Below are 22413 nucleotides of genomic sequence, written 5' to 3' on the forward strand. Positions count from 1 at the left end.
TGCGTTAAGCTAACTGATACTAATTGCTCGTGCGGCTTGACCCTATAACTTTGATAGCCAACACGCAACCAGCGTGAAGCTCAAAGTCTGTTATGCCAAGTTAGACGCAGTCAAAACACAAACATCTGATTCCAGACTCTATGAATTCGCCAGGCAGTTCACAAAAACTGCCCAGCACCAAGTTATGCCTGATGACCATAGCAAGTTGGTCCCACTCCTTCCCATCCCGAACAGGACAGTGAAACGACTTTGCGCCGATGATAGTGCGGGTTCCCGTGTGAAAGTAGGTCATCGTCAGGCTCTTACAGCCCAGAAAACCCCAGTCAGATATGACTGGGGTTTTTTGCTTTGGGATAACAACAAATCATCCCTTCTCGCTGACCCCCGGGTATTGACCATGCAACTACAAGACATTCTGTATTCCCAAGGTTTTGGTACGCGTCGTGTTTGCGCAGGCCTGATTCAGCAGGGATGGGTCTCGGTGCGTGAGGCATCTTCGCCCAATGCCGAGTACGCGCTCTGCACGGAGGCTACCGCAGGCTATGAGCCCGAAGGACTGCTGTTACGTGTACAGGGTGTGGATTGGCCGTTCCACGCCAAAGCCTACGTGCTGCTTCACAAACCCGCCGGCACGGAGTGTTCTCAAAAGCCTTCTACGTACCCCAGCATCTACACGCTTCTGCCTCCACCGTTGCGCCAGCGGCCTACGAAGAGTGCGGTACAAGGAGTGCAGGCGGTAGGGCGCCTTGATCAGGACACCACGGGTATGTTGCTATTGAGCGATGACGGGCAATTCATTCATCGCTTGAGTTCGCCCAAGAAGCATGTTCCGAAGGTTTATCAAGTGACGACCAAACATCCCGTGGACGAGACACAGGTGTCGAAATTGTTGGCGGGGGTTGTGCTGGACGATGATCCTAAGCCGGTGCGTGCTGCAAACTGCTCCATTGTGGATTCCCATCGCTTGGATATGACGCTGACTGAGGGCAAGTACCACCAGGTCAAGCGGATGATTGCAGCGGTTGGCAATAGGGTGGACGGGCTACATCGCTCTCGCATTGGACGCATGGATTTGCCTGCGGATTTGGCCCCCGGCCAATGGCGATGGCTCAATGCTTCCGATCTGGCACTGTTGAACAGCAGTGCTTGAGCATGTTATCCGGAGGAGCGGCCTCTTTGGACTGGCTTAGAGGGCGCGGCCAGGGCACTGTGACTCATGTCGTTGATCCCTTGACTGCCGACGCTGGGAGAGCTCTGCTGGCAAGTTGTGGTCTCGCCCTGCGAGATGGCCTGGAACCCTAGGCTGCGCCAATACCGGGATGACCTGAGTCAAAGAGAGCACGATCGTCCTGATGTTACGTGTTGTCGCTCGGGTCCGCGCTGGGCGCGGCGCTACACTTCAAGGCTGTGTTGAAAGTGGTTTTGTGAAGATTCTCTCGATTGCACGCATCTGCGTTGTGGCCCTTGGTGGGTGGTGTTACTCCTTGGCCAGTGTGGCGGCGGGCGCTCCGCCGCTTTTTGTACTCAATTCGCTGGAGGCCAACGTCAGCGTCATCGACCCGGTGACCTGGACTGAGACGGCCCGCATACCTACAGGTAAAGAGCCGCACCATCTGTATCTGACCCCCGATGAAAAGTCGATCATCGTGGCCAACGCGCTCGGTGACACGCTGACGTTTGTGGACCCCCGTACCGCCGAGGTGCAGCGAACCGTACGTGGGATTGTGGACCCCTACCATCTGCGATTCAGTCCCGACATGAAATGGTTCATCACGGCCGCCAACCGTCTGAATCACGTGGACTTTTACCGCTGGGACGGCAAGGACCTGACCCTGGTGCAGCGCGTGGCCACATCGCGCACCCCCAGCCATCTGTGGATCGATAGTCGCAGCACCACCGTCTATTCGACCATGCAGGACAGTGACGAACTGGTGGCGATTGATATTGCCACCCAGACCATCAAATGGCGCGTCAAAACAGGCCCCATGCCTGCGGATGTCTACGGCAGTCCCGATGGCAAGCACCTGTTTGTGGGACTGACGGGCGGTGACAGCGTGGAGGTGTTCGATATCTCCGGGCGTGAAGCGGTCAGCGTCAAGCGGATCAAGACAGGCAACGGTGCTCACGCCTTTCGTGCTGCTGGCGACGGGCACCACCTGTATGTGAGCAATCGCGTGGCCAACTCGATCAGCAAGATCGACATGAACACCCAGCAAGTCGTCGAGTCGTACCCCGTGCCGGGCGGGCCCGATTGCATGGATGTTTCGGCGGATGGCCGTTATATCTACGTCAGTTCGCGTTGGGCCCGGAAGCTGTCTGTGGTGGACACCCAGGCAAAGAAGGTGGTGCGCCAGGTCAACGTGGGTAAATCGCCCCACGGCGTATGGACCCTGCAACACGCGCCACGTTGAGCGCGGTGCAGCCGGTGAGAGGTATGTTTCTCAGCGCTTTTTGTGGATCACGCAGCAGGCGTCGCGATGCTATTGTGTTGATAGCTGTTTGGGCATGTTTCACTAGCGCTACCGCCCAAAATGACTGCAAAAAGCCCCTGTACCTGACCTTTGACACTGGCCACATGGAAGTGGCGCCTTTGGTGGCTGAGGTGCTCAAGCGCCAGCAGGTGCACGTGACCTTCTTTGCTGCAAACGAGCGCACGAAGGAAGGCGATGGAAGTCTGGGGGACCATTGGGCCCCATGGTGGCGTGCGCGCGCCGCGGAGGGCCATGAGTTTGCTTCCCACACCTGGAACCACACCTACTGGCGTGCCGATGCTGGCAGCGCGCCGCATCCGGCGTTTCGGGTCCGTCCCTCTGCGGGACAGCGTGAGGGTCAAAGCTTTGTGATGTCCGCAGCTGAATACTGCGAAGAAATTGCCCGTGCTGCGGATCGTTTGAAGGCCATTACCGGCAAGACGCCTTTGCCCCTGTTCCGCGCGCCTGGCGGCAAGATCTCTGCACAATTAATTGCCAGCGCGAAGGCCTGCGGTTATGTGCATGTGGGGTGGTCGCCTGCCGGCTTCTTGGGGGATGAGCTGCCCAGTGAGACGGCCAGCAACACCGCGCTGCTGAACAAGGCGCTGCGCGATGTGCGCAGTGGCGACATCCTGCTGGCGCACCTGGGGATCTGGTCGCGCAAGGACGCCTGGGCGCCCGCTGTGCTGGAGCCTTTGATTGAAGGGCTCAAGCAGCGAGGGTTTTGCTTTCGCACCTTGCGGGATCATCCTGACTATGCGGCCGCAGCAGCTCAGGTTCGCTAGATGGGCTGTGGGATCAAGTTGGATCGCGTGTGCCGTGGCTGAGGGCGCACGCGCCGCATGTTTGCATGAATAACCAGGTGCCAGGGAGCGCGACACGATGGGATGGCTAGGCGGTGTATTTGACAGCGTGCAGCAATGGCTTTTTGAGAGCGTGCTGCAGCCGCTGATGTTCACCACAGGGCTGGCCAGCCTGCTGGAGAACGGTTATGAGGCATCCGGCTGGCTGCTGGTGGGATTGCTGCAGCTGGTCGTCATCGTGGCTGTGATTGGCCCCATGCAGCGCTGGTGGCCGGTGGAGCAGATCAATGACCGCGCCACCATCCGCACTGACATCCTCTACACCCTGATTCACCGGCTGGGACTGTTCCGGCTGGCGCTGTTTTTCACGGTGGATCCGCTGGCGGATTCACTGTTTGGTGCCTTGCGTGTGGCGGGTGTCAGCACGTTCCAGCTCGATGGCCTCTGGCCGGGCGTGACGGACATCTCCTGGGTCAGCTTGCTGCTGTATCTGGTGGTGTTCGATTTTGTGGACTACTGGATCCACCGGGGGCAGCATCACTTTGAGTGGTGGTGGCGCCTGCATTCGCTGCACCACGCACAGCAGCAGATGACGATGTGGAGCGACAACCGCAACCACCTGCTTGATGACCTGCTGCGCGACGTGATTCTGGTGACGGTGGCGCAGCTGATTGGCGTTGCGCCGGGGCAGTTCATTGCCATCGTGGCCATCACTCAGCTCAGCGAGAGCTTTCAGCACGCCAACGTGCGGCTGTGGTTTGGTCAGGTGGGTGAGCGGCTCTGGATCAGCCCCCGGTTTCACCGCCGGCACCACAGCATCGGCATTGGCCACGAGACGGTCAAGCCAGCGACTGACGCTGCAGCAGGCTTGCCAGCCGCGCAGCCGCGCGTGGTGCTCGGCGGCCACAACTTCGGAGTGCTTCTGCCCTGGTGGGACATGCTGATGGGCACGGCCAACTTTGAAAAGCGCTTTGACCCCACGGGCGTGCGCGACCAGGTCGAGCCGGGCCCCGATGGCCGTGTGCGCGACTACGGCGTGGGGTTCTGGTCCCAGCAATGGCGGGGCGTACTGAGGTTGCTGGGCAAGGCCTGAGCGGCTTGGCGGGTGCTGCCTGTATGCTTGCCGCCATGGGATTACTGCTTGATTCTTTCTGGCGTGCCGCTGCCTATTGCCTGCGTCCGCGGGTGATTGCGCTGTCGCTCTTGCCTCTGTTCTTGATCGCCGTTTTGGCACTCGGCCTGGGTTACTTCTACTGGGACGCGGCGGTGCAGGGGATGCGCGCATTGCTCGATGCGTCCTCATTGCTGGCCAGCGTCTGGGGTTGGCTTCAGGGCTGGGGCCTGGGGGATGTGACTGCTGTCATGGCGCCGTTGATGGTGGTGCTGGCCGTGGCGCCTGTGCTGGTGGTGGTGTCGCTGCTGGCCGTAGCGGTACTCATGACCCCCGCCCTGGTGGCATTGGTGGCTGCGCGGCGGTTTCCGGATCTGGAGCGCAAGAAGGGCGGGTCCTTCATTGCGAGTGTGGCCTGGTCGGTAGGGTCCACGGTGTTGGCGCTGGTGGCGCTGGTGGTGTCCGTTCCGCTGTGGCTGGTGCCGCCACTGGTGCTCATCCTGCCGCCGCTGATCTGGGGTTGGCTGACCTACCGGGTGATGGTGTTCGACGCCCTGGCAGACCACGCCAGCAAGGAAGAGCGCCTGGAGATATTCCGCCGCCATCGCAGCAGCCTGCTGGGCATTGGCATTGTCACGGGCTACCTCGGGGCAGCGCCCAGCATTGTGTGGGCATCGGGCGTGGTGTTTGCCGCCGCGTTTTTTGTGCTGGTGCCGCTGGCTATCTGGATCTACACCCTGGTGTTCGCGTTTTCCTCGCTGTGGTTCACGCACTATGGTCTGGCCGCCCTGCAGCGCTTGCGTGCCGAGCGGGCCACGATGGCGCCGATGACCGGGCCCGCCCCATTGGCCGAAGCGGCTGTGCACCCCAAAGAAGCGCCAGCATTGAACATGGCGGCACCCCCAGCCCCCGCGCTGCCGCCCCCTGCAAATCCGAACCCTGGAGACAATCCCCCATGACCCCCACCTTTGGTCTCATCATCGTCGGTGACGAGTTACTGTCAGGCAAAAGGGCCGACAAGCACATGCCCAAGGTGATCGAGCTGTTATCGGCGCGGGGCCTGTCGCTGGCCTACGCCGACTATGTGGGCGACAGCCCGGACCGCATCACGGCCACTTTGCAGCGGGCGTTCGCGTCGGCCGATGTGGTGTTCTCGTGTGGCGGCATTGGCGCAACCCCTGACGACCACACGCGGCAATGTGCTGGACGTGCCCTGGGCCGGGATCTGGCCCTGCACCCAGAAGCCGAGACGCTGATCCGCGAACGCATGCAGGATGTGGCGCGCGAGCAGGGCGTGCCCTATGAGCCCGACCGGTCCGACAACGTGCACCGCCTCAACATGGGCATGTTCCCGGTGGGCGCGCGCATCATCCCCAATCCCTACAACAAGATTCCCGGCTTCAGTTGCGACGGGGCTGGGGGCGGTGCAGTGCACTTCGTTCCGGGCTTTCCTGTCATGGCCTGGCCCATGATCGAGTGGGTGCTGGAGCAGCACTACGCAGCCCATTTCAACCGGGCACCGCAGACCGAGCAGTCGGTGGTGGTTTATGGTGCGATGGAGGCAGCCTTGACGCCCCTCATGGAGCAGATTGAAAAATCGCACCCGGATGTGCGGGTGTTCAGTTTGCCCAGCGTAGATCATCCACAATACGGGCGGCATATCGAACTGGGTGTCAAAGGGCCCGCGTCCTCGGTGCCTGCTGCATGGCAGGCTTTGAAAACAGGATTGCACGAATTTGGTGCAAATTGCGGCCCCGAATTGGTGCGCAACCTGTGAGACTCAGATTTGGTAGATAGATTGCACCGTATTGGTGCTTTTTGGCGCATGCCACGCCGACCTGTCGCGGGTAGCGCTCCTTCATAGTGCGGTGCTGCACTCGGCTGGCACGCAAACTGCTTTTATTTCGGCAAACTCTTTTTTCAACAAGCGCTTTATCCAGGAGAACCTGATGGCCAAGACCGTTGCAGACGTGATGAAGATGGTGAAGGAGAACGAAGTCAAGTTCGTTGACTTCCGTTTCACTGATACCCGTGGCAAACAACAGCACACCACGGTGCCCGTCTCTCACTTCGACGAAGACAAGTTCACTTCGGGCCATGCCTTTGACGGCTCGTCGATCGCCGGTTGGAAGGGCATTGAAGCCTCCGACATGCAGCTGATCCCCGACCCGAGCACGGCCAACATCGATCCGTTCTTTGAAGAAACGACGCTGATTCTGACTTGCGACGTGATCGAGCCCACTGATGGCAAGGCCTACGACCGCGATCCCCGCTCCATTGCCAAGCGTGCTGAAGCCTATCTGAAGGCCTCCGGCCTGGGCGACACGGCCTACTTCGGTCCCGAGCCAGAATTCTTCATCTTCGACGGCGTGCGCTGGAGCACTGAACCCAACAACACGTTCTACGAAATCGAAGAGTACGAGGCCCCCTGGAACACAGGCGCCAAGCTCGAAGGCGGCAACCGTGGCCACCGCCCCACCGTCAAGGGCGGCTATTTCCCCGTGCCTCCCGTCGACAGCACGCAAGACATGCGCGCCGAGATGTCCCTGATCCTCGAATCCCTGGGCATTCCGGTCGAAGTGTTCCACCACGAAGTGGCGGGCGCCGGCCAGAACGAAATCGGTACCCGTTTCAGCACCCTGGTTGAGCGCGCCGACTGGACCATCCTGCAAAAGTACGTGATCCACAACGTGGCCAACGCCTACGGCAAGACCGCCACTTTCATGCCCAAGCCTTACCACGGCGACAACGGCTCCGGCATGCACGTGCACCAGTCCGTCTGGAAGGACGGCAAGAACCTGTTCGCTGGCGACGGCTATGCTGGTCTGTCGGACTTCGCGCTGTACTACATCGGCGGCATCATCAAGCACGCACGTGCCCTGAACGCCATCACCAACCCCGGTACCAACAGCTACAAGCGCCTGGTGCCTCACTTCGAAGCCCCGGTGAAGCTGGCCTACTCGGCCAAGAACCGTTCCGCTTCGATCCGTATCCCTTACGTGGCCAACCCCAAGGGCCGTCGCGTGGAAGCCCGCTTCCCCGATCCACTGATGAACCCCTACCTGGGCTTCGCAGCCCTGCTGATGGCCGGTCTGGACGGCGTGGAAAACAAGATCCATCCTGGCGAAGCCGCTACGAAGGACCTGTATCACCTGCCTCCAGAAGAAGACAAGCTGGTGCCCACCGTGTGCCACAGCCTGGACCAGGCCCTGGAACATCTGGACAAGGACCGCGCGTTCCTGACCAAGGGTGGCGTGTTCACCGACAGCATGATCGACGCCTACATCGATCTGAAGATGAACGAAGTGACCCGCTTCCGCATGGCAGTGCACCCTGTCGAGTACGACATGTACTACTCGCTGTAATCGTCTGCCTGCAGACCATTGCTCAAGAAAAGGCGGCGCAAGCCGCCTTTTTTCATGGGCGGGCGGCGGCGCTACCTGCGCCGAACGCGTGCGGCGGAACCAAGACGCCAGGTGTTGCATCCGTATACACAGCCCTTCAAGGGTCTGCCCTTGTTGGATTGGAGATGTAGGGTGATTGGGGGATACTCCCCTGTCCCCTGCATGTCAGTGCGAGGAAACCGAATGAATAAAACGCTCATCACCCTGCTCCTCATCGCCGCCACCGTCCCCGCAGTCCAGGCGCAAGACCGCATCTACCGTTGCGGCAACGAATACACCAACAACGCCCAGCAAGCCAAGGAGCGCGGCTGCAAGCTGGTGGAGGGCGGCAACGTTACCGTGGTGCAGGGCACCCGCCCAGCGTCTGCCGCAGCTCCTGCAGCGGGTGGTGCGGCAGCCCCGTCGTCTGCGACCTCGCCTGCCAACGCTCCACGCGTCAGCAACAACGAACAAAAATCTCGCGACTCGGATGCCCGCGCGATTCTGGAGTCCGAGCTGCGCAAGGCGGAAACGCGCCATGCCGAACTGCTCAAGGAATACAACAACGGCGCCCCCGAGCGCAACGCACTCGATCTGCGCAACCCCCAGCGCTACACCGAACGCACGGCTGAACTCAAGGCCAGCGTGGCCCGCAGCGAGAGTGACATTGCGGGTATCAAGCGCGAGATTGCCCGCCTGCCTGCCCCTGCTGCACCCACCAACTGATAGCGGTGATTGCGTGTGAGTGCCCCTTCTTCCTCCGACCTTCCCGGCACTGACACCGGGCGTTTTCATTCCCTGGACCTGATGTCCACCCTGGTGGCGGTGCTGCGCGCTGACGATGGCGCGGTGCAGTTTGCCAATGCCGCGCTGGAAAACACACTGGGCCTCTCGCGCCGTACCCTGGAAGGGGCGGACTTCTCCACCTTCTTCACCGACCCGGCACTGCTGCAGACCGCACTGGCGGGCGCCCGGGGCAAGGACTTTGCCGCGCTGCGCTACGAGGCCAGCCTGAAGCGCCTGCACCAGGACCCGGTGCCCGTGCACGTCAACGTGGCCGATGCCGAGCAGGTGGGCGAAATCCTGGTGGAGCTGTGGCCGCTGGAGCAGCAGGCCCGCCAGGACCGCGAAGAGCGCCTGCGTGACCAGGCCCAGGCCAACAAGGAGCTGATCCGCAACCTGGCCCACGAGATCAAGAACCCGCTGGGCGGCATTCGGGGCGCGGCACAGCTGCTGGAGATGGAGCTCGACAACCGGGAGCTCACCGAATACACCCAGGTCATCATCCACGAGGCCGACCGCCTGCAAAGCCTGGTGGACCGGCTGCTCGCGCCCCATCGCCACCCGCACCTGGTGGGCGATGTGAACATCCACGAGGTGTGCGAGCGCGTGCGTTCGCTCGTGCTGGTCGAATACCCGCAGGGCCTCAGGGTGCAGCGCGACTACGACACCTCGATTCCCGAGTTTCGCGGGGACCGCGCGCAGCTCATTCAGGCGGTGCTGAACATCGTGCAGAACGCAGCCCAGGCGCTGTCAGAGCGAATCGCCAAGGGGGATGCCGTGATCACGCTGCGCACGCGTGTGGCCCGCCAGGTCACGTTCGGCCGACAACGCTACCGGCTGGCACTGGAATTGCATGTCATCGACAACGGACCGGGCGTACCCGATGCCATCAAGGAGCGGATTTTTTATCCACTGGTATCGGGTCGGGACGGCGGATCAGGGCTGGGGCTGACGTTGGCGCAAACCTTCGTGCAGCGTCACCACGGGTTGATCGAATGCGACAGCGTACCGGGTCGCACCGACTTCCGAATCCTGATCCCCTTGCCCTGACAGCGCATGACGGTCCCTGACACGCAACCACAGGGAAGGTAAGAAAAACATATGAAGCCGATCTGGATAGTAGATGACGACCCCTCGATCCGCTTCGTCCTGGAAAAGGCGCTGGCCCGCGAGAACCTGCCCACGCGCAGCTTCACGCACCCCCGCGAAGTGCTGGACGCACTGGCCGATGTCACCGCAGGCGACCCCGCGCGCCAGGGCCCCCAGGTTCTGGTGAGCGACATCCGCATGCCGGGAGGTTCGGGCCTGCAACTGCTGGAGAAGGTGCGCGAGCTGCAGCCCGGCCTGCCCGTCATCATCATGACGGCGTACTCGGACCTCGACAGTGCGGTGTCGGCCTTTCAGCGCGGCGCGTTCGAGTATCTGCCCAAGCCGTTTGACCTGCCCAAGGCGGTGGAACTGATCCGCCGCGCGGTCGAAGAAAGCCAGCGCGAAGAAGTCACCGAAGAGCGCCAGACCGCGACCCCCGAAATGCTGGGCCAGGCGCCCGCCATGCAGGATGTGTTCCGCGCCATCGGGCGGCTGTCGCAAAGCCAGGTCACGGTGCTCATCACCGGCGAATCGGGCTCGGGCAAGGAGCTGGTGGCGCGCGCGCTGCACAAACACTCGCCCGTGGCAGACGGCCCCTTTGTGGCCATCAACACCGCCGCCATTCCCAAGGACCTGCTGGAGAGCGAACTCTTCGGCCACGAGCGCGGCGCCTTCACCGGCGCCCAGACCCAGCGGCGCGGCCGCTTCGAGCAGGCCGAGGGCGGCACGCTGTTCCTCGACGAAATCGGCGACATGCCGTTTGATTTGCAGACGCGCTTGCTGCGCGTGTTGTCCGACGGCCAGTTCTACCGTGTGGGCGGCCATGCGGCCGTCAAAGCCCATGTGCGCGTGATCGCCGCCACCCACCAGAACCTGGAGCAGCGCGTCAAGGAAGGCGGCTTCCGCGAGGACTTGTTCCACCGCCTCAACGTGATCCGCCTGCGCCTGCCCGCGCTGCGCGAGCGGCATGAAGACGTGCCCATGCTCACGCGCCACTTTCTGCAGCAAAGCGCGCGGCAGCTGGGCGTGGAGCCCAAGCGCATTGCCGATTCGGCACTGGCGCGGCTGGAGCAGTTTGCCTTCCCGGGCAACGTGCGCCAGCTGGAGAACATCTGCCACTGGCTCACGGTGATGGCGCCTGCCCAGGTGATCTCGCTGCAGGACCTGCCGCCCGAGGTGCTGGAAGCCCCGGTGTACCAGCCGCCCGTGCGCGCCACGGCGGGCGCCGAGCCTGCGGCGGCCACGGTGACATCGATGCCGGTGGCCCCGCTGGCGCCCGTTGCGCCAGTGGCGCAGCCTGCACCCGAATTGGTGGGGGGCCTGCACCCTGCAGCGCAGGTGTCCGCTCCAGTGTCGGCGTCTGCACCTGCGGCCGTTGCGTCCTGGTCGGCCGACGCCGCCGCAGCCCCTGTGGCTGCTGCCCACAGCTGGGAGCAGGCACTGGAAACCGAAGCGCAAAAACTGCTCGCAGGCGGTCAGCCCGAGGTGTGGGACGCGCTCACGCGGCGCTTTGAGTCGCGCCTGATCCGCACGGCCCTGGTGGCCACCCATGGCCGCCGCATGGAAGCCGCGCAGCGCCTGGGCATTGGGCGCAACACCATCACCCGCAAGATCCAGGAGCTGGGCCTGGATGCGCCGGATGAAGCATGAAAATGGCTGCAGGTGCTTGTTTATCATGCCTCTGCAGCTATTGAAATCGTAGCAATGCAAGTTGCCATTACATCGCTGGTGGCATCGCTGTAACCGGGCCCGTATGCGCGCTGCGCATCGCACTGCATGGCGGGCCATGTCCTACATGCAGGCCCTCCCTGGGCCGACCCGGCACTTCGGAGGTGGCTTCAACAATGAAGTCACTGTCAACCAACCGGAGATGTTCCTATGTCGGATTTCAACGATGCCAACCGTGACCCCTTGACCAATGAGCCAGGTGCTCACCCCGTCGGAACGGGCGTGGGCGCCGCCCTCGGGGGCGCCGCTGCCGGGGCTGCTGCAGGTGCTTTTGGCGGCCCGGTCGGCGCTGCCATTGGTGGCGTGGCGGGTGCTGTGGCGGGCGGCCTGGCAGGCAAGGCGGCTGCCGAGGCCGTCAACCCCACCGAAGAAGACGCCTACTGGCGCGAGACCTACCACCGCGAGCCCTACTACGTGGGCGGCCGCACGTACGACCAATACCGTCCTGCCTATGAACTGGGCTGGTCGTCGGTAGGCCGCTACGAGGGCGACTTTGACGCCATCGAGCCGCGCCTGGCCGACGACTGGCGTGCACGCCACGGCAGCGATGGCCTGGCCTGGACCGATGTGCGCCCCGCCACCCGCGCCGCGTGGGAGCGCGCCGCCAACCGCACTGCGCTGGCCAGCGACCGTCCGATGGACGTGATCGACGCCGAAGACGTGGTCGATGTGCTCAACGACCTGCTGGAGTCTGCACGTGACGGCGAATACGGCTTCCATGCCTGTGCCGAGCACGCAGAGTCGGGCCAGCTCAAGGGCATCTTCCAGCGCCACTCGCGCGAGTGTGCGGCTGCCGCCGTGGAGCTGGAACACGAGATCCGCCGCCTCAATGGCGACCCTGCGCAGGGGGGGACCGTGGCGGGCGCGTTGCACCGGGGCTGGGTGTCGGTGAAGACAGCGTTGTCCACCCAGGACGATAAGGCCGTGCTCGAAGAGTGCGAACGTGGCGAGGACGCTGCGGTGGCCCGCTACCGCAAGGCGCTGAAGGCGACGCTGCCTGCCGATGTGCGCGCTCTGGTGGAGCGCCAGGCCCAAGGCGCCCAGCGCAACCACGACGAGGTGCGTGCGCTGCGCGACGGGTTCTCGCCCCGGCCCTGATCCCAGGTGCCAAGGGCGACCCTTGGGTAAACCGCACCTGACCGGGCGTCGGTTGCTGCGCTGAGGGCTGACCCCAAGAAAAAGGCTGCCAGAGCATTCCTCTGGCAGCCTTTTTTGCATCGCGTGCGGAGCGGCTCAAGGGTGCATCAGGCGCTCATCGTGACAACCACCGGCGCATGGTCGCTGGGCTGTGGGTTCTTGCGCGGGGCGCGGTCCACCACGCAGGCCGTCACCGTGGGCTTGAGGGCCTCGCTCACCAGAATGTGGTCAATGCGCAGGCCCCGGTTTTTCTGAAAACCCAGCATGCGGTAGTCCCACCAGGAATAGCTCTTCTCGGGCTGCTCGAACATGCGGAAGGCATCGGTCAGCCCCAGGGCCAGCAGGGCCTGGAAGTGGTTGCGCTCTTCGGTGGTGTGGTGGATGGTCTCGCGCAGGCCCTCGGGGTCGTACGAGTCGCGGTCTTCGGGCGCCACGTTGAAGTCGCCCACCAGCACCAGGCGCGGGTGGGCGGCCATCTCGGCGCGCACCATGTCCTGCAGCGCCTGCAGCCAGCGCATCTTGTAGGCGAACTTTTCCGAGCCCGGCTCCTGGCCGTTGACGAAGTAGCCGTTGAGCAGGCGCAGCGGGCCTGCCGGCGTGTCCAGCGTGGCGGCTATGACGCGGGCCTGCTCGTCGCCAAAGGCGGGGATGTTGCGCACCACATCGCGCAGCGGGTGGCGGCTCAGGATGGCCACGCCGTTGTAGGTCTTTTGGCCGAAGGCCACGGCTTCGTAGCCGACCTCTTTCAACGCGTCGTGGGGAAACTTGTCGTCGGTGAGCTTGAGCTCCTGCAGGCACAGGGCATCGACCGGGTTGGCGGCCAGCCAGGCCAGCACCTGGGGCAGGCGCACCGACAGGGAGTTCACGTTCCAGGTGGCAATTTGCATGGTTTTTGGCCGGTAGCGCTAGTGGATCATGCGCTGGCAGCTATCAAAATGTGAGTGAATGAGGGAAGAGGCAGAAGCGTCAGGCGCGGCGCACACGGGTCACAAAGCTGAACGGCAGCCCGTTGGTGCTCACGTGGTGCTCGCGGGCGGTTTCTACCCATTCTGCGCCCAGCACGGGGGCATAGGCATCGCCGTCAAAGTCCTGGGCGATCTCCGTCACCTCCAAGCAGTCCGCCAGGGGCAAGGATTCGGCATAGATCTGCGCGCCGCCAATGATCCACACGGTTTTGCCTGCGTCGCACAGCGCCAGGGCTTCGGCCAGGCTGCCTGCGCGGTGGGCACCCTCGGCCTGCCAGTCGGCCTGCCGCGTCACCACGATGTTGGTGCGGCCGGGCAGGGGGCGAAAGCGCGGGGGCAGCGAGTCCCAGGTCTTGCGGCCCATGACCACCGGGCAGCCCTGGGTGAGCTGCTTGAAGTGCGCCATGTCCTCGGGGATGTGCCAGGGCAGGCGGTTGTCCTTGCCGATGACGCCGTTGGCCGCGCGGGCGTAGATGAGGTGCAGGGGCATGGGGCTCGCTCGGTGCGTGAGTGGGGAGGGGATCAGATGTGCAGGAACGCCAGCGCGCCCACACCCAGGCCCACGGCGGCCACGCCGTACATGCCGTATTCCAGCCACTTCTTCTTGGTCAGCAGCGCAATCGCGGCCAGGGCAATCGCCACCTGCAGCGCGGTGGTGGCCTGGGCCCAGCGGTGGTGCTGGTGCATCTGGGCCTCGCTTTGCTGATCGAAGGCGTGGGCATCGGCCTCCAGCTTTTCGGCCGCGGTCTTGATCTCGTTCTTCTCTTTTTCGTAGCGGTCGATCTTGGCCTGGTATTTAACCTTCTCGGCTTCGGCCGGGGTCAGGTCACGGGCCAGCTCTGCCAGGCTTTGTTTGGTGCTTTTGGACTGGAAGTAATTCCACTGGTTGGAGGCCTCGGTCTTTTTGATGGCCGCATCGTTCTTCATCAGGCCCGCATTGGCCTGGGTGGCGCCGCCCATGTAGGCAAAGATGGCACCCACCGTCGCCACGATGGCCGTGAACATGGCGATCTTGTTGGTGGACGAGCCGCCGCCATGGTCCGCGCCGTGGTGCGCAGCATCGTGGCCGTGGGTGGCATGTTCGACCGCGTGGTCGTGGGGGCCGTGTACGTGGAATCCGCCGGAAGACATAGATAGAAGCTCGTTGTATTGGTTATGGGTGAAAGCGGGGCCTGTGCCGCAGGCTGGCTGGTGCAGTGGTCAGGTCAGACTGCCACGGGCGCCTTGATGGCAGGGTGGCACTGGTAGTCCACCACTTCAAAGTCTTCGTACTCGTAGTCGAAGATGCTGTCCGGCTTGCGTTTGATGTTCAGCACAGGGTAGGGGTAGGGCGTGCGCGCCAGCTGGGTCTGCACTTGCTCGTGGTGGTTGCTGTAGATGTGGCAGTCGCCACCCGTCCAGACGAAGTCGCCCACCTCCAGGTCGCACTGCTGGGCCACCATGTGGGTCAGCAGCGCATAGCTGGCGATGTTGAACGGCACACCCAGAAAGATGTCTGCACTGCGCTGGTACAGCTGGCAAGACAGCGTGCCGCGCCCGCCGGGCTCTTGCGCCGGGGCTACGTAAAACTGAAAGAAAGCGTGGCACGGCATGAGCGCCATCTTGTGCAGCTCGGCCACGTTCCAGGCGCTCACGATGATGCGGCGCGAGTCGGGGTTGGTCTTGAGCGTTTGGATGACGTCGCTGATCTGGTCGATGTGCCCGCCGTCCGGCGTCGGCCAGCTGCGCCACTGCACGCCGTACACCGGGCCCAGGTCGCCGTCCTCGCGCGCCCATTCGTCCCAGATGGTCACGCCGCGCTCTTTCAGCCAGTTGTTGTTGCTCGATCCGGTCAGGAACCACAGCAACTCCTGGATGATGGACTTGAGGTGCACCTTCTTGGTCGTGACCAGCGGAAAACCTTCCTTCAGGTCAAACCGCATCTGGTGGCCGAACACGCTCTTGGTGCCGGTGCCGGTGCGGTCCGACTTGTCCACGCCGTGGGTGAACACATGGCGCATGAAATCTTCGTACTGGGAGCGCACGGGGCGGGTGGGCAAGGCAGGAACTGCCGGGGCAGCAGAAGGCTGGGTCATGGGATGGATCACTCAGGGTAGGGCGCCGCCATCAAGGGGTGGCCGTTGCCGACGGCGGATTTTATGCGGAGCGGGAGAATGCCAGACTCGCCATCCATCCACTGCACTTCCCATGACGACTTCCGATACCCCCGTCACCATCCGCCCCCTCCAGGCTGCCGACTGGCCCGCCGTATGGCCCATCCTGCGCACCACCTTCCAGGCGGGAGACACGTATGCGTTTGCCCCCGACAGCACCGAGGCCGAGATCCACAAAGCCTGGGTAGAGCTGCCTGCTGCGACCTTTGTCGCCTTGGGCGTGGGCGGGGAGATTCTGGGCACCTACTTCATCAAGCCGAATCAGCCTGGGCAGGGCGCCCATGTGTGCAATTGTGGCTATGTGGTGGCGCCGACCGCGCAGGGGCAGGGCGTGGCCTCGTTGATGTGTGAGCACTCCCAGCAGCAGGCCGTGGCCATGGGCTTTCGCGCCATGCAGTTCAACCTGGTGGTGGCCAGCAACGTGCGCGCCGTGCGGCTGTGGCAGCACCTGGGCTTTGCGATCGTGGGCACGCTGCCCGGGGCCTTCCGGCACCACACGCTGGGCTATGTCGATGCCCACGTGATGTTCAAGACGCTGGTGGCCTGAGCTTTTTGCCTATAAAAAAGGGCTCCCACATGGGAGCCCTTTCTGAGAGTCCGGGGGCACATGTCCACAACAGTGAGAGGCCGCCACCCGGGAAGGTCCGCGTTCTTACATCGCGCTGATTTCGCCCGATGGGATCTTGCCGGTGCGCACGGCTTCGGCCGCTGCGGCGCGCACTGCAGCACGGTCGGCAGTCGACTTGTAGGTCACGACACGCGAACCAGCGGGTTCGATGCTGCGTGTTTGGGCCACGGTAGAGGCTTCAGCAGCCACTTCGGCACGGGTGCGGTTGGTGTCGAACTTGAGTGCGAATTGCGAGCTGTCGGCTTCGTCAGCGTGGGCGCCGAAAGCGGAGAAAGCAGCCACAGCAGCGATGGACAGGAAACGTGTTGTCTTGTTCATGGTGATCTCGATTCTTGATGGGGTGGGGGGCGAGGTCCGTTGATTCCGGGACGGCTTACAGAGCGCCGAGTTCGCCGGAAGGGATCTGGCTAGTGCGCACTGCTTCAGCAGCCTGGGCACGCACGGCAGCACGGTCGGCCGTGGACTTGTAGGTCACCACACGCGAACCAGCGGGCTCGATCGAGCGGGTCTGGGCCACGGTAGCGGCTTCAGCAGCCACTTCAGCGCGGGTGCGGTTGGTTTCAAACTTGGTGGCGAACTGCGAAGCATCGGCTTCGTCAGCCTGGGCGCCAAAAGAAGCGAAAGCGGCGACAGCGGCGATAGACAGGAAACGTGCGGTGTTGTTCATGATGGATAAGTCCTTGAAGTTGAAAAGCGTCTCAAAAAAGCCGGGTCAAAAACCATTCCTGAACCGGGTTCGGTGAGTCGCCTTGCGGGTTCGGCTCATCGATGGGTTGAACTGTACGCCGATGGTGTTCATGGAAAAACCACTGAGTCGCAAACTGACTGTTCCAGTTTTGGAAACAGTAGGCCCACTCAGGACGCGCCCTTGGGTCAAATGAGCGCAGCGCCCCGCAGCGCCAGGGCGGGCACCCCAGGCCAACAATGCACATACCCAATTGATGCGACTAGGTATAAATCCTGAGATTCTGGCGAAATTTAGTATGTGTAGTGCTTTTCAAAGTATCAACTGAGCATCAGAGCATCGGTATCGTTCAGCCCATCAATGCCGAGATTCGACTGGCGTTGAATGGCAGATCCATACCAACTACGCAGGAGACGTTCCGATGCACCGTTCCACTCGTCCACACACTCGCCTGGCTCTGGCCGTTGCCGCCCTGGCGGCATCGCTGTGCGGAGCCGCTGCGCATGCGCAGACAGAACTCGTGATTGCCACTGTGAACAACGGCCACATGATCGAGATGCAAAAGCTCAGCAAGAATTTCGAGCAGGCGAACCCCGACATCAAGCTCAAGTGGGTCACGCTCGAAGAAGGTGTGCTGCGCCAGCGCGTGACGACCGACATCGCCACCAAGGGCGGCCAGTTCGACGTGATGACGATTGGCATGTACGAAGCGCCCATCTGGGGCAAGAAGGGCTGGCTGCAGGAGCTGAAGACCGATGCTGCCTACGACGTGGATGACCTGCTGCCCGCCGTACGCAATGGCCTGACGGTGGACGGCAAGCTGTTTGCTGCGCCGTTCTATGGCGAAAGCTCCATGCTGATGTACCGCAAGGACCTGGCCGACAAGGCCGGCGTGCAGGTGCCTGAGCGTCCCACCTGGCCGCAGATCAAGGACCTGGCCGCCAAGATGCACGACCCCAAGAACGGCGTGTACGGCATCTGCCTGCGCGGCAAGCCAGGCTGGGGTGACAACATGGCGTTTTTGACCACGCTGGTCAACACCTTCGGCGGCCAGTGGTTCGACATGCAGTGGAAGCCGCAGCTCGAATCCAAGCCCTGGAAGGACGCGATCACCTTCTACGTCGATCTGCTCAAGAACTATGGCCCGCCCGGCTCGTCGGCCAACAGCTTCAACGAGATCCTGGCGCTGACCAACTCCGGCAAGTGCGGCATGTGGGTGGATGCCACCATCGCCGCATCGTTCGTGGCCGACCCCAAGCAGTCCAAGGTGGCCGACCAGATGGCCTTTGCCCAGGCGCCCACCATGAACACGCCCAAGGGCGCGAACTGGCTGTGGTCGTGGAATCTGGCCATCCCGGCTGGTTCCAAAAAGGTCGACGCCGCGCAGAAGTTCATCACCTGGTCCACCAGCAAGGACTACATCCAGCTGGTGGCCAAGACCAACGGCTGGGCCAACGTGCCCACCGGCACGCGCAAGAGCACCTACGCCTCGCCGGAATTCCAGAAGGCCGCGCGTTTTGCCGCCGCAGAGAAGACCGCCATCGACTCGGCCAACCCCACGGATTCGACCTTGCCCAAGAGCCCGTATGTGGGCGTGCAGTTCGCGGCCATTCCGGAGTTCCAGGCCATCGGTATCGCCGTGGGTCAGCAGATGAGTTCTGCGCTGGCAGGCAAGACGACGGTGGACGCGGCACTCAAGGCCGGCCAGGTGGCGGCTGACCGCGAAATGAAGAAGGCCGGCTACTACAAATAGGCAAGCACCCATTGGGCTACTGCGCGGCCCGATCTGGGGGCGGTGTTCCTCGCCGTACGGGAGTACGACTGCGGTACAGCACCCCCACCTCGGGCCGCTCGCTACGCCAACTGGGCGCTTGCCTCACTGCGCTGTGTAAGTCTGTATCGGAATTCCCATGAACCGCCGCCTGCTACCCCGCCTGCTGCTCACGCCTGCCATGGCCACGCTCTTCCTGTGGATGATCGTGCCGCTGGTGATGACGATCTACTTCTCGCTCATCCGCTACAACCTCATGCAGCCGGACCAGACCGGCTTTGCCGGGCTGGAGAACTTTGAGTATTTCGTCACCGACCCGTCGTTTGGCACGGCGGTGGTCAACACCATCTTGCTGCTGGGTAGTGTGATTCTCATCACGGTGGTGTTCGGCATTGCGATTGCGCTGCTCATCAACGAGCCGTTTGCGGGCCGTGGCATCGTGCGGGTGCTGTTGATTTCGCCGTTTTTCGTCATGCCCACGGTGAACGCGCTGATGTGGAAGAACATGATGATGAATCCCATCTACGGCGTGCTCGCCCAGGTGTGGATGTTCTTCGGCGCGGCCCCGGTGGACTGGCTCACGGACCACCCGTTGTTCTCGGTGATCGTCATGGTGTCGTGGCAATGGCTGCCGTTTGCCACGCTGATCTTCATGACCGCATTGCAGAGCATGAACCACGAGCAGCTCGAAGCCTCGCGCATGGACGGCGCCAACTACCTGCAGCAGCTGCGCTACCTGTATGTGCCGCACCTGGCGCGCTCGGTGGCGGTGGTGGTGATGATCGAACTCATCTTTTTGCTCAGCATCTTTGCCGAGATCTACACCACCACGGGTGGCGGGCCGGGCGATGCGAGCACCAACGTCACCTTCTTGATCTTCAAGCAGGCACTGCTCAACTTCGATGCGGGCGTGGCCTCGGCAGGTGCGCTGTTCGCAGTGTTGCTGGCCAATATCGCGGCGGTGTTTCTGATCCGCATGGTCGGCAAGAACCTTGACAAGTAAGACGGGGCAACGCTCATGACAACGACAAAACGACGCCGCTCCAACTTCCCGCTGGGCCTGCTGGCCCTGCGCACTGCCGCTGCCTGGGGCGTGGCCCTGCTGCTGTTTTTCCCGCTGGGTTGGCTGTTCCTCACGGCGTTCAAGACCGAGTTGCAGGCCATCGCCGTGCCGCCGCAGCTGTTCTTTGTCCCCACGCTCGAAAACTTTCACGAGGTGCAGGAGCGCAGCGACTACTTGCTGTACGCCAAGAATTCGGTCATCACCAGCGTGGTCTCTACCCTGGTGGGGCTCATGCTGGCTGCGCCTGCGGCCTACGCCATGGCCTTCTTCAAGGGCAAGTACACCAAGGACATCCTCATGTGGATGCTCTCGACCAAGATGATGCCCGCCGTGGGCGCGCTGGTACCCATTTATGTGCTGGCGCAAAAGAGCCACCTGCTCGATACGCAGCTTGCGCTCATCATCGTGTTTGCGCTGTCCAACCTGCCCATCATGGTCTGGATGCTGTATTCGCACTTCAAGGACATCCCGCGCGAGATTCTGGAAGCCGCGCGCATGGACGGCGCCACGCTGTGGCAGGAGGTGCGCCTGGTGCTGCTGCCGCTGGGCATGGGCGGCCTCGCGTCCACCGGCCTCTTGTGCCTGGTGCTGTCATGGAACGAGGCCTTCTGGAGCCTGAACCTCAGCGCCGCCAAGGCCGGCACGCTGGCTACGCTGATCGCGTCGTACTCCAGCCCTGAGGGCCTGTTCTGGGCCAAGTTGTCCGCCGCCTCGCTGATGGCCATTGCGCCCATCGTGGTCTTTGGCTGGTTCAGCCAGAAGCAGCTGGTGCAGGGCCTGACGTTTGGTGCGGTCAAGTAAGCCGCAGTTTTCCTCTCAGTTTTCAAGATTTCAGGAACCCGATTCCATGGCCTACCTTCAACTGCGCGGCATCGAGAAATTCTTTGGTGAGCATCGCGCCATCAAGGGCATCGACCTCACCATCCAGCAAGGCGAGTTCATCGTCTTCGTCGGCCCCTCGGGCTGCGGCAAGTCCACGCTGTTGCGGCTGATCGCGGGGCTCGAAGCCACCGACGGTGGCACCCTGATGCTGGACGGCCGCGACATCACCGACCAGCCATCCAGCAAGCGCGACCTGGCCATGGTGTTCCAGAGCTATGCGCTGTACCCGCACATGAGCGTGTACGAGAACATGAGCTTCGCGCTCAAGCTCGCCAAGGTGGACAAGCAGGTGATCGACGAGAAGGTGCAGAACGCCGCGCGCATCCTCAACCTCACGCAGTACCTGCAGCGCACGCCCAAGGAGCTGTCGGGCGGGCAGCGCCAGCGCGTGGCCATCGGCCGCGCCATCGTGCGCGCGCCCAAGGTGTTCCTGTTTGACGAGCCACTGTCCAACCTCGACGCGGCGCTGCGCGGGCAGACCCGTGTGGAGATCGCCAAGCTGCACCGCGACCTGGGCGCCACCACCATCTACGTCACACACGACCAGGTCGAGGCCATGACGCTGGCCGACCGCGTGGTGGTGCTGCGCGACGGCGTCATCGAGCAGGTGGGCACGCCCCTGGAGCTGTACGACCGACCCGCCAACCAGTTCGTGGCCCAGTTCATCGGCACGCCGCAGATGAATGTGGTGCCCTTGCCGCAGCTGCCATCGCCTGTACAACAGCAGGCACCCTCCGGGGCGGAGGGCGGCGCCATCGGCCTGCGCCCCGAGAACATCACGGTGCGCAACACCGGCGCGACGCCGGTGCCGGGCCAGGTGGACCTGGTGGAAGCATTGGGTGCAGAGACGCTGATCTATGTGAGCACGCCCAGCGGGGCGCAGTTTGTGGCGCGCCAGAACGACCGCACAAGCCTGCGTGCGGGCGATGCGGTGAGCCTGGACATCGACGCGTCGCACGCCCATTGGTTCGACCCGAACGGCCGCGTGGTGGCCCGCCAGACCGTATGACCGCCATGACTGCTTCCATGCCCCCCGGACAAGAACTTCAAGGCAAGGTGGCGGCCGTTACCGGCGCTGCATCGGGCATCGGCTTTGCCAGTGCCCAAGCCATGGCCCACGCTGGCGCGCGTGTGGTGCTGATAGACCGTGACGAGGCCGCGCTGACCAAGGCGTGTGCAGCCATTGGCCCCGGCGCATTGCCGCTGGTGCTGGACCTGCTCGATGCCAGGCAATGCGCCAGCCTGCTGCAGCGCACGCTGGCGTTGGCTGGTCAGCTCGACATCTTCCACGCCAACGCCGGGCTGTATGTGGGCGGCGACCTGGTGGATGCCGACCCCGACGCCATCGACCGCATGCTGCACCTGAACGTCAACGTGGTGATGAAGAACGTGCACAACGTGCTGCCCCACATGATCGAGCGCGGCACGGGCGACATCATCGTCACCAGCTCGCTGGCCGCGCATTTCCCCACGCCGTGGGAGCCCGTCTACGCATCGTCCAAGTGGGCGGTCAACTGCTTCGTGCAGACCGTGCGACGCCAGGTGTTCAAGCACGGTATTCGTGTGGGCTCCATCTCGCCCGGCCCAGTCATCACCTCGCTGCTGGCCGACTGGCCCGCGGAGAAGCTCGCCGAGGCCAAGGCCAGCGGCAGCCTCATCGAGGCTTCCGAAGTGGCCGACGTGGTGCTCTTCATGCTCACCCGCCCGCGCGGCATGACCATCCGCGACGTCGTGATGATGCCCACGAACTTTGATCTCTAG

General features: G+C 63.1%; 23 protein-coding genes and 1 rRNA gene. 18 read left to right on the plus strand and 6 right to left on the minus strand.

What is annotated here, in order from left to right:
* Positions 1–187: 187 nt before the first annotated feature.
* The 12 genes from rrf (at position 188) to ATF69_RS22070 (ending at position 12466) form a co-directional block, all read left to right on the plus strand.
* A 5S ribosomal RNA gene (gene rrf, locus ATF69_RS22015) occupies positions 188–300 on the plus strand.
* A 97-nt stretch (positions 301–397) separates the two neighbouring features.
* Positions 398–1150, plus strand: coding sequence for a 16S rRNA pseudouridine(516) synthase (locus ATF69_RS22020; RefSeq protein WP_146872298.1), 753 nt, complete (start codon positions 398–400; stop codon positions 1148–1150).
* Between the two features lie 274 nt (positions 1151–1424).
* On the plus strand, positions 1425–2411 hold the full coding sequence (locus tag ATF69_RS22025; protein WP_056067105.1) for a YncE family protein: 987 nt from the start codon (positions 1425–1427) through the stop codon (positions 2409–2411).
* A 23-nt stretch (positions 2412–2434) separates the two neighbouring features.
* Positions 2435–3256, plus strand: coding sequence for a polysaccharide deacetylase family protein (locus ATF69_RS22030; protein ID WP_146872413.1), 822 nt, complete (start codon positions 2435–2437; stop codon positions 3254–3256).
* A gap of 97 nt (positions 3257–3353) precedes the next feature.
* Entirely contained in the window at positions 3354–4367 is a 1014-nt protein-coding gene (locus ATF69_RS22035; protein ID WP_146872299.1) for a sterol desaturase family protein, read from the plus strand.
* Positions 4368–4402: 35 nt separating this feature from the next.
* Positions 4403–5344 (plus strand): EI24 domain-containing protein, encoded by a 942-nt coding sequence (locus ATF69_RS22040; RefSeq protein ID WP_146872300.1) that lies wholly within the window; start codon positions 4403–4405, stop codon positions 5342–5344.
* Complete coding sequence (locus tag ATF69_RS22045; RefSeq protein ID WP_146872301.1) at positions 5341–6162, plus strand: competence/damage-inducible protein A; 822 nt, start codon at positions 5341–5343, stop codon at positions 6160–6162. Before ATF69_RS22040 ends, ATF69_RS22045 begins: the two co-directional genes overlap by 4 nt.
* 172 nt (positions 6163–6334) lie before the next feature.
* Positions 6335–7750, plus strand: a complete 1416-nt coding sequence (gene glnA / locus ATF69_RS22050; protein ID WP_056067757.1) for a type I glutamate--ammonia ligase — start codon at positions 6335–6337, stop codon at positions 7748–7750.
* Positions 7751–7972: 222 nt separating this feature from the next.
* Positions 7973–8494, plus strand: coding sequence for a hypothetical protein (locus ATF69_RS22055; RefSeq protein WP_056067114.1), 522 nt, complete (start codon positions 7973–7975; stop codon positions 8492–8494).
* A gap of 81 nt (positions 8495–8575) precedes the next feature.
* Positions 8576–9601: a nitrogen regulation protein NR(II) gene (gene glnL / locus ATF69_RS22060; protein WP_056067116.1), complete on the plus strand. Its 1026-nt coding sequence runs from the start codon at positions 8576–8578 to the stop codon at positions 9599–9601.
* 51 nt (positions 9602–9652) lie between these two features.
* Entirely contained in the window at positions 9653–11290 is a 1638-nt protein-coding gene (gene ntrC, locus ATF69_RS22065; RefSeq protein ID WP_121943289.1) for a nitrogen regulation protein NR(I), read from the plus strand.
* 228 nt (positions 11291–11518) lie between these two features.
* On the plus strand, positions 11519–12466 hold the full coding sequence (locus ATF69_RS22070) for a ferritin-like domain-containing protein (RefSeq protein WP_056067120.1): 948 nt from the start codon (positions 11519–11521) through the stop codon (positions 12464–12466).
* A gap of 146 nt (positions 12467–12612) precedes the next feature.
* Here the strand turns inward: ATF69_RS22070 and xth are convergent, their stop codons facing one another.
* The 4 genes from xth to ATF69_RS22090 all read right to left on the minus strand — a co-directional run bounded on the left by xth (position 12613) and on the right by ATF69_RS22090 (position 15545).
* Positions 12613–13392 (minus strand): exodeoxyribonuclease III, encoded by a 780-nt coding sequence (gene xth / locus ATF69_RS22075; protein WP_146872302.1) that lies wholly within the window; start codon positions 13390–13392, stop codon positions 12613–12615.
* Positions 13393–13471: 79 nt separating this feature from the next.
* A complete protein-coding gene (locus ATF69_RS22080) occupies positions 13472–13960 on the minus strand; it encodes a dihydrofolate reductase (RefSeq protein WP_146872303.1) in 489 nt (162 codons plus the stop codon).
* A gap of 32 nt (positions 13961–13992) precedes the next feature.
* The gene (locus ATF69_RS22085; protein WP_056743682.1) at positions 13993–14601 is read right to left on the minus strand and encodes a DUF4337 domain-containing protein; all 609 of its coding nucleotides are present in this window, start codon (positions 14599–14601) and stop codon (positions 13993–13995) included.
* Positions 14602–14675: 74 nt separating this feature from the next.
* Positions 14676–15545: a thymidylate synthase gene (locus ATF69_RS22090; RefSeq protein ID WP_146872304.1), complete on the minus strand. Its 870-nt coding sequence runs from the start codon at positions 15543–15545 to the stop codon at positions 14676–14678.
* A 112-nt stretch (positions 15546–15657) separates the two neighbouring features.
* On the opposite strand from ATF69_RS22090, the gene ATF69_RS22095 reads away from it, so the two are divergent.
* Positions 15658–16170, plus strand: a complete 513-nt coding sequence (locus ATF69_RS22095; RefSeq protein WP_146872305.1) for a GNAT family N-acetyltransferase — start codon at positions 15658–15660, stop codon at positions 16168–16170.
* 105 nt (positions 16171–16275) lie between these two features.
* On the opposite strand, the gene ATF69_RS22100 is transcribed toward ATF69_RS22095, so the two are convergent.
* The gene (locus ATF69_RS22100; RefSeq protein ID WP_056067132.1) at positions 16276–16569 is read right to left on the minus strand and encodes a hypothetical protein; all 294 of its coding nucleotides are present in this window, start codon (positions 16567–16569) and stop codon (positions 16276–16278) included.
* A 55-nt stretch (positions 16570–16624) separates the two neighbouring features.
* A complete protein-coding gene (locus tag ATF69_RS22105; RefSeq protein ID WP_146872306.1) occupies positions 16625–16918 on the minus strand; it encodes a DUF4148 domain-containing protein in 294 nt (97 codons plus the stop codon).
* 439 nt (positions 16919–17357) lie between these two features.
* On the opposite strand from ATF69_RS22105, the gene ATF69_RS22110 reads away from it, so the two are divergent.
* The 5 genes from ATF69_RS22110 (at position 17358) to ATF69_RS22130 (ending at position 22413) form a co-directional block, all read left to right on the plus strand.
* Entirely contained in the window at positions 17358–18689 is a 1332-nt protein-coding gene (locus tag ATF69_RS22110) for an ABC transporter substrate-binding protein (protein WP_099729859.1), read from the plus strand.
* Between the two features lie 157 nt (positions 18690–18846).
* Positions 18847–19710: a carbohydrate ABC transporter permease gene (locus ATF69_RS22115; protein ID WP_146872307.1), complete on the plus strand. Its 864-nt coding sequence runs from the start codon at positions 18847–18849 to the stop codon at positions 19708–19710.
* A 15-nt stretch (positions 19711–19725) separates the two neighbouring features.
* The gene (locus tag ATF69_RS22120) at positions 19726–20571 is read left to right on the plus strand and encodes a carbohydrate ABC transporter permease (protein WP_056067136.1); all 846 of its coding nucleotides are present in this window, start codon (positions 19726–19728) and stop codon (positions 20569–20571) included.
* Positions 20572–20617: 46 nt separating this feature from the next.
* Positions 20618–21661, plus strand: a complete 1044-nt coding sequence (locus tag ATF69_RS22125; protein ID WP_146872308.1) for an ABC transporter ATP-binding protein — start codon at positions 20618–20620, stop codon at positions 21659–21661.
* 17 nt (positions 21662–21678) lie between these two features.
* The gene (locus ATF69_RS22130; RefSeq protein ID WP_146872414.1) at positions 21679–22413 is read left to right on the plus strand and encodes an SDR family oxidoreductase; all 735 of its coding nucleotides are present in this window, start codon (positions 21679–21681) and stop codon (positions 22411–22413) included.

Source organism: Acidovorax delafieldii, from assembly GCF_007993815.1.
GTDB lineage: Bacteria > Pseudomonadota > Gammaproteobacteria > Burkholderiales > Burkholderiaceae_C > Acidovorax > Acidovorax delafieldii.

Excerpts from the sequence above, each read along its gene's own strand:
- ATF69_RS22040 (WP_146872300.1), top strand. The coding sequence starts at position 4,403 with ATGGGATTACTGCTTGATTCTTTCTGGCGTGCCGCTGCCTATTGCCTG.
- ATF69_RS22120 (WP_056067136.1), top strand. The coding sequence starts at position 19,726 with ATGACAACGACAAAACGACGCCGCTCCAACTTCCCGCTGGGCCTGCTG.
- ATF69_RS22070 (WP_056067120.1), top strand. The coding sequence starts at position 11,519 with ATGTCGGATTTCAACGATGCCAACCGTGACCCCTTGACCAATGAGCCA.
- ATF69_RS22115 (WP_146872307.1), top strand. The coding sequence starts at position 18,847 with ATGAACCGCCGCCTGCTACCCCGCCTGCTGCTCACGCCTGCCATGGCC.
- ATF69_RS22125 (WP_146872308.1), top strand. The coding sequence starts at position 20,618 with ATGGCCTACCTTCAACTGCGCGGCATCGAGAAATTCTTTGGTGAGCAT.
- glnA (WP_056067757.1), top strand. The coding sequence starts at position 6,335 with ATGGCCAAGACCGTTGCAGACGTGATGAAGATGGTGAAGGAGAACGAA.
- ATF69_RS22130 (WP_146872414.1), top strand. The coding sequence starts at position 21,679 with ATGCCCCCCGGACAAGAACTTCAAGGCAAGGTGGCGGCCGTTACCGGC.
- ATF69_RS22090 (WP_146872304.1), bottom strand. The coding sequence starts at position 15,545 with ATGACCCAGCCTTCTGCTGCCCCGGCAGTTCCTGCCTTGCCCACCCGC.
- xth (WP_146872302.1), bottom strand. The coding sequence starts at position 13,392 with ATGCAAATTGCCACCTGGAACGTGAACTCCCTGTCGGTGCGCCTGCCC.
- ATF69_RS22085 (WP_056743682.1), bottom strand. The coding sequence starts at position 14,601 with ATGTCTTCCGGCGGATTCCACGTACACGGCCCCCACGACCACGCGGTC.
- glnL (WP_056067116.1), top strand. The coding sequence starts at position 8,576 with ATGTCCACCCTGGTGGCGGTGCTGCGCGCTGACGATGGCGCGGTGCAG.
- ATF69_RS22095 (WP_146872305.1), top strand. The coding sequence starts at position 15,658 with ATGACGACTTCCGATACCCCCGTCACCATCCGCCCCCTCCAGGCTGCC.
- ATF69_RS22055 (WP_056067114.1), top strand. The coding sequence starts at position 7,973 with ATGAATAAAACGCTCATCACCCTGCTCCTCATCGCCGCCACCGTCCCC.
- ATF69_RS22080 (WP_146872303.1), bottom strand. The coding sequence starts at position 13,960 with ATGCCCCTGCACCTCATCTACGCCCGCGCGGCCAACGGCGTCATCGGC.
- ATF69_RS22045 (WP_146872301.1), top strand. The coding sequence starts at position 5,341 with ATGACCCCCACCTTTGGTCTCATCATCGTCGGTGACGAGTTACTGTCA.
- ntrC (WP_121943289.1), top strand. The coding sequence starts at position 9,653 with ATGAAGCCGATCTGGATAGTAGATGACGACCCCTCGATCCGCTTCGTC.
- ATF69_RS22030 (WP_146872413.1), top strand. The coding sequence starts at position 2,435 with ATGTTTCTCAGCGCTTTTTGTGGATCACGCAGCAGGCGTCGCGATGCT.
- ATF69_RS22105 (WP_146872306.1), bottom strand. The coding sequence starts at position 16,918 with ATGAACAACACCGCACGTTTCCTGTCTATCGCCGCTGTCGCCGCTTTC.
- ATF69_RS22020 (WP_146872298.1), top strand. The coding sequence starts at position 398 with ATGCAACTACAAGACATTCTGTATTCCCAAGGTTTTGGTACGCGTCGT.
- ATF69_RS22100 (WP_056067132.1), bottom strand. The coding sequence starts at position 16,569 with ATGAACAAGACAACACGTTTCCTGTCCATCGCTGCTGTGGCTGCTTTC.
- ATF69_RS22035 (WP_146872299.1), top strand. The coding sequence starts at position 3,354 with ATGGGATGGCTAGGCGGTGTATTTGACAGCGTGCAGCAATGGCTTTTT.
- ATF69_RS22110 (WP_099729859.1), top strand. The coding sequence starts at position 17,358 with ATGCACCGTTCCACTCGTCCACACACTCGCCTGGCTCTGGCCGTTGCC.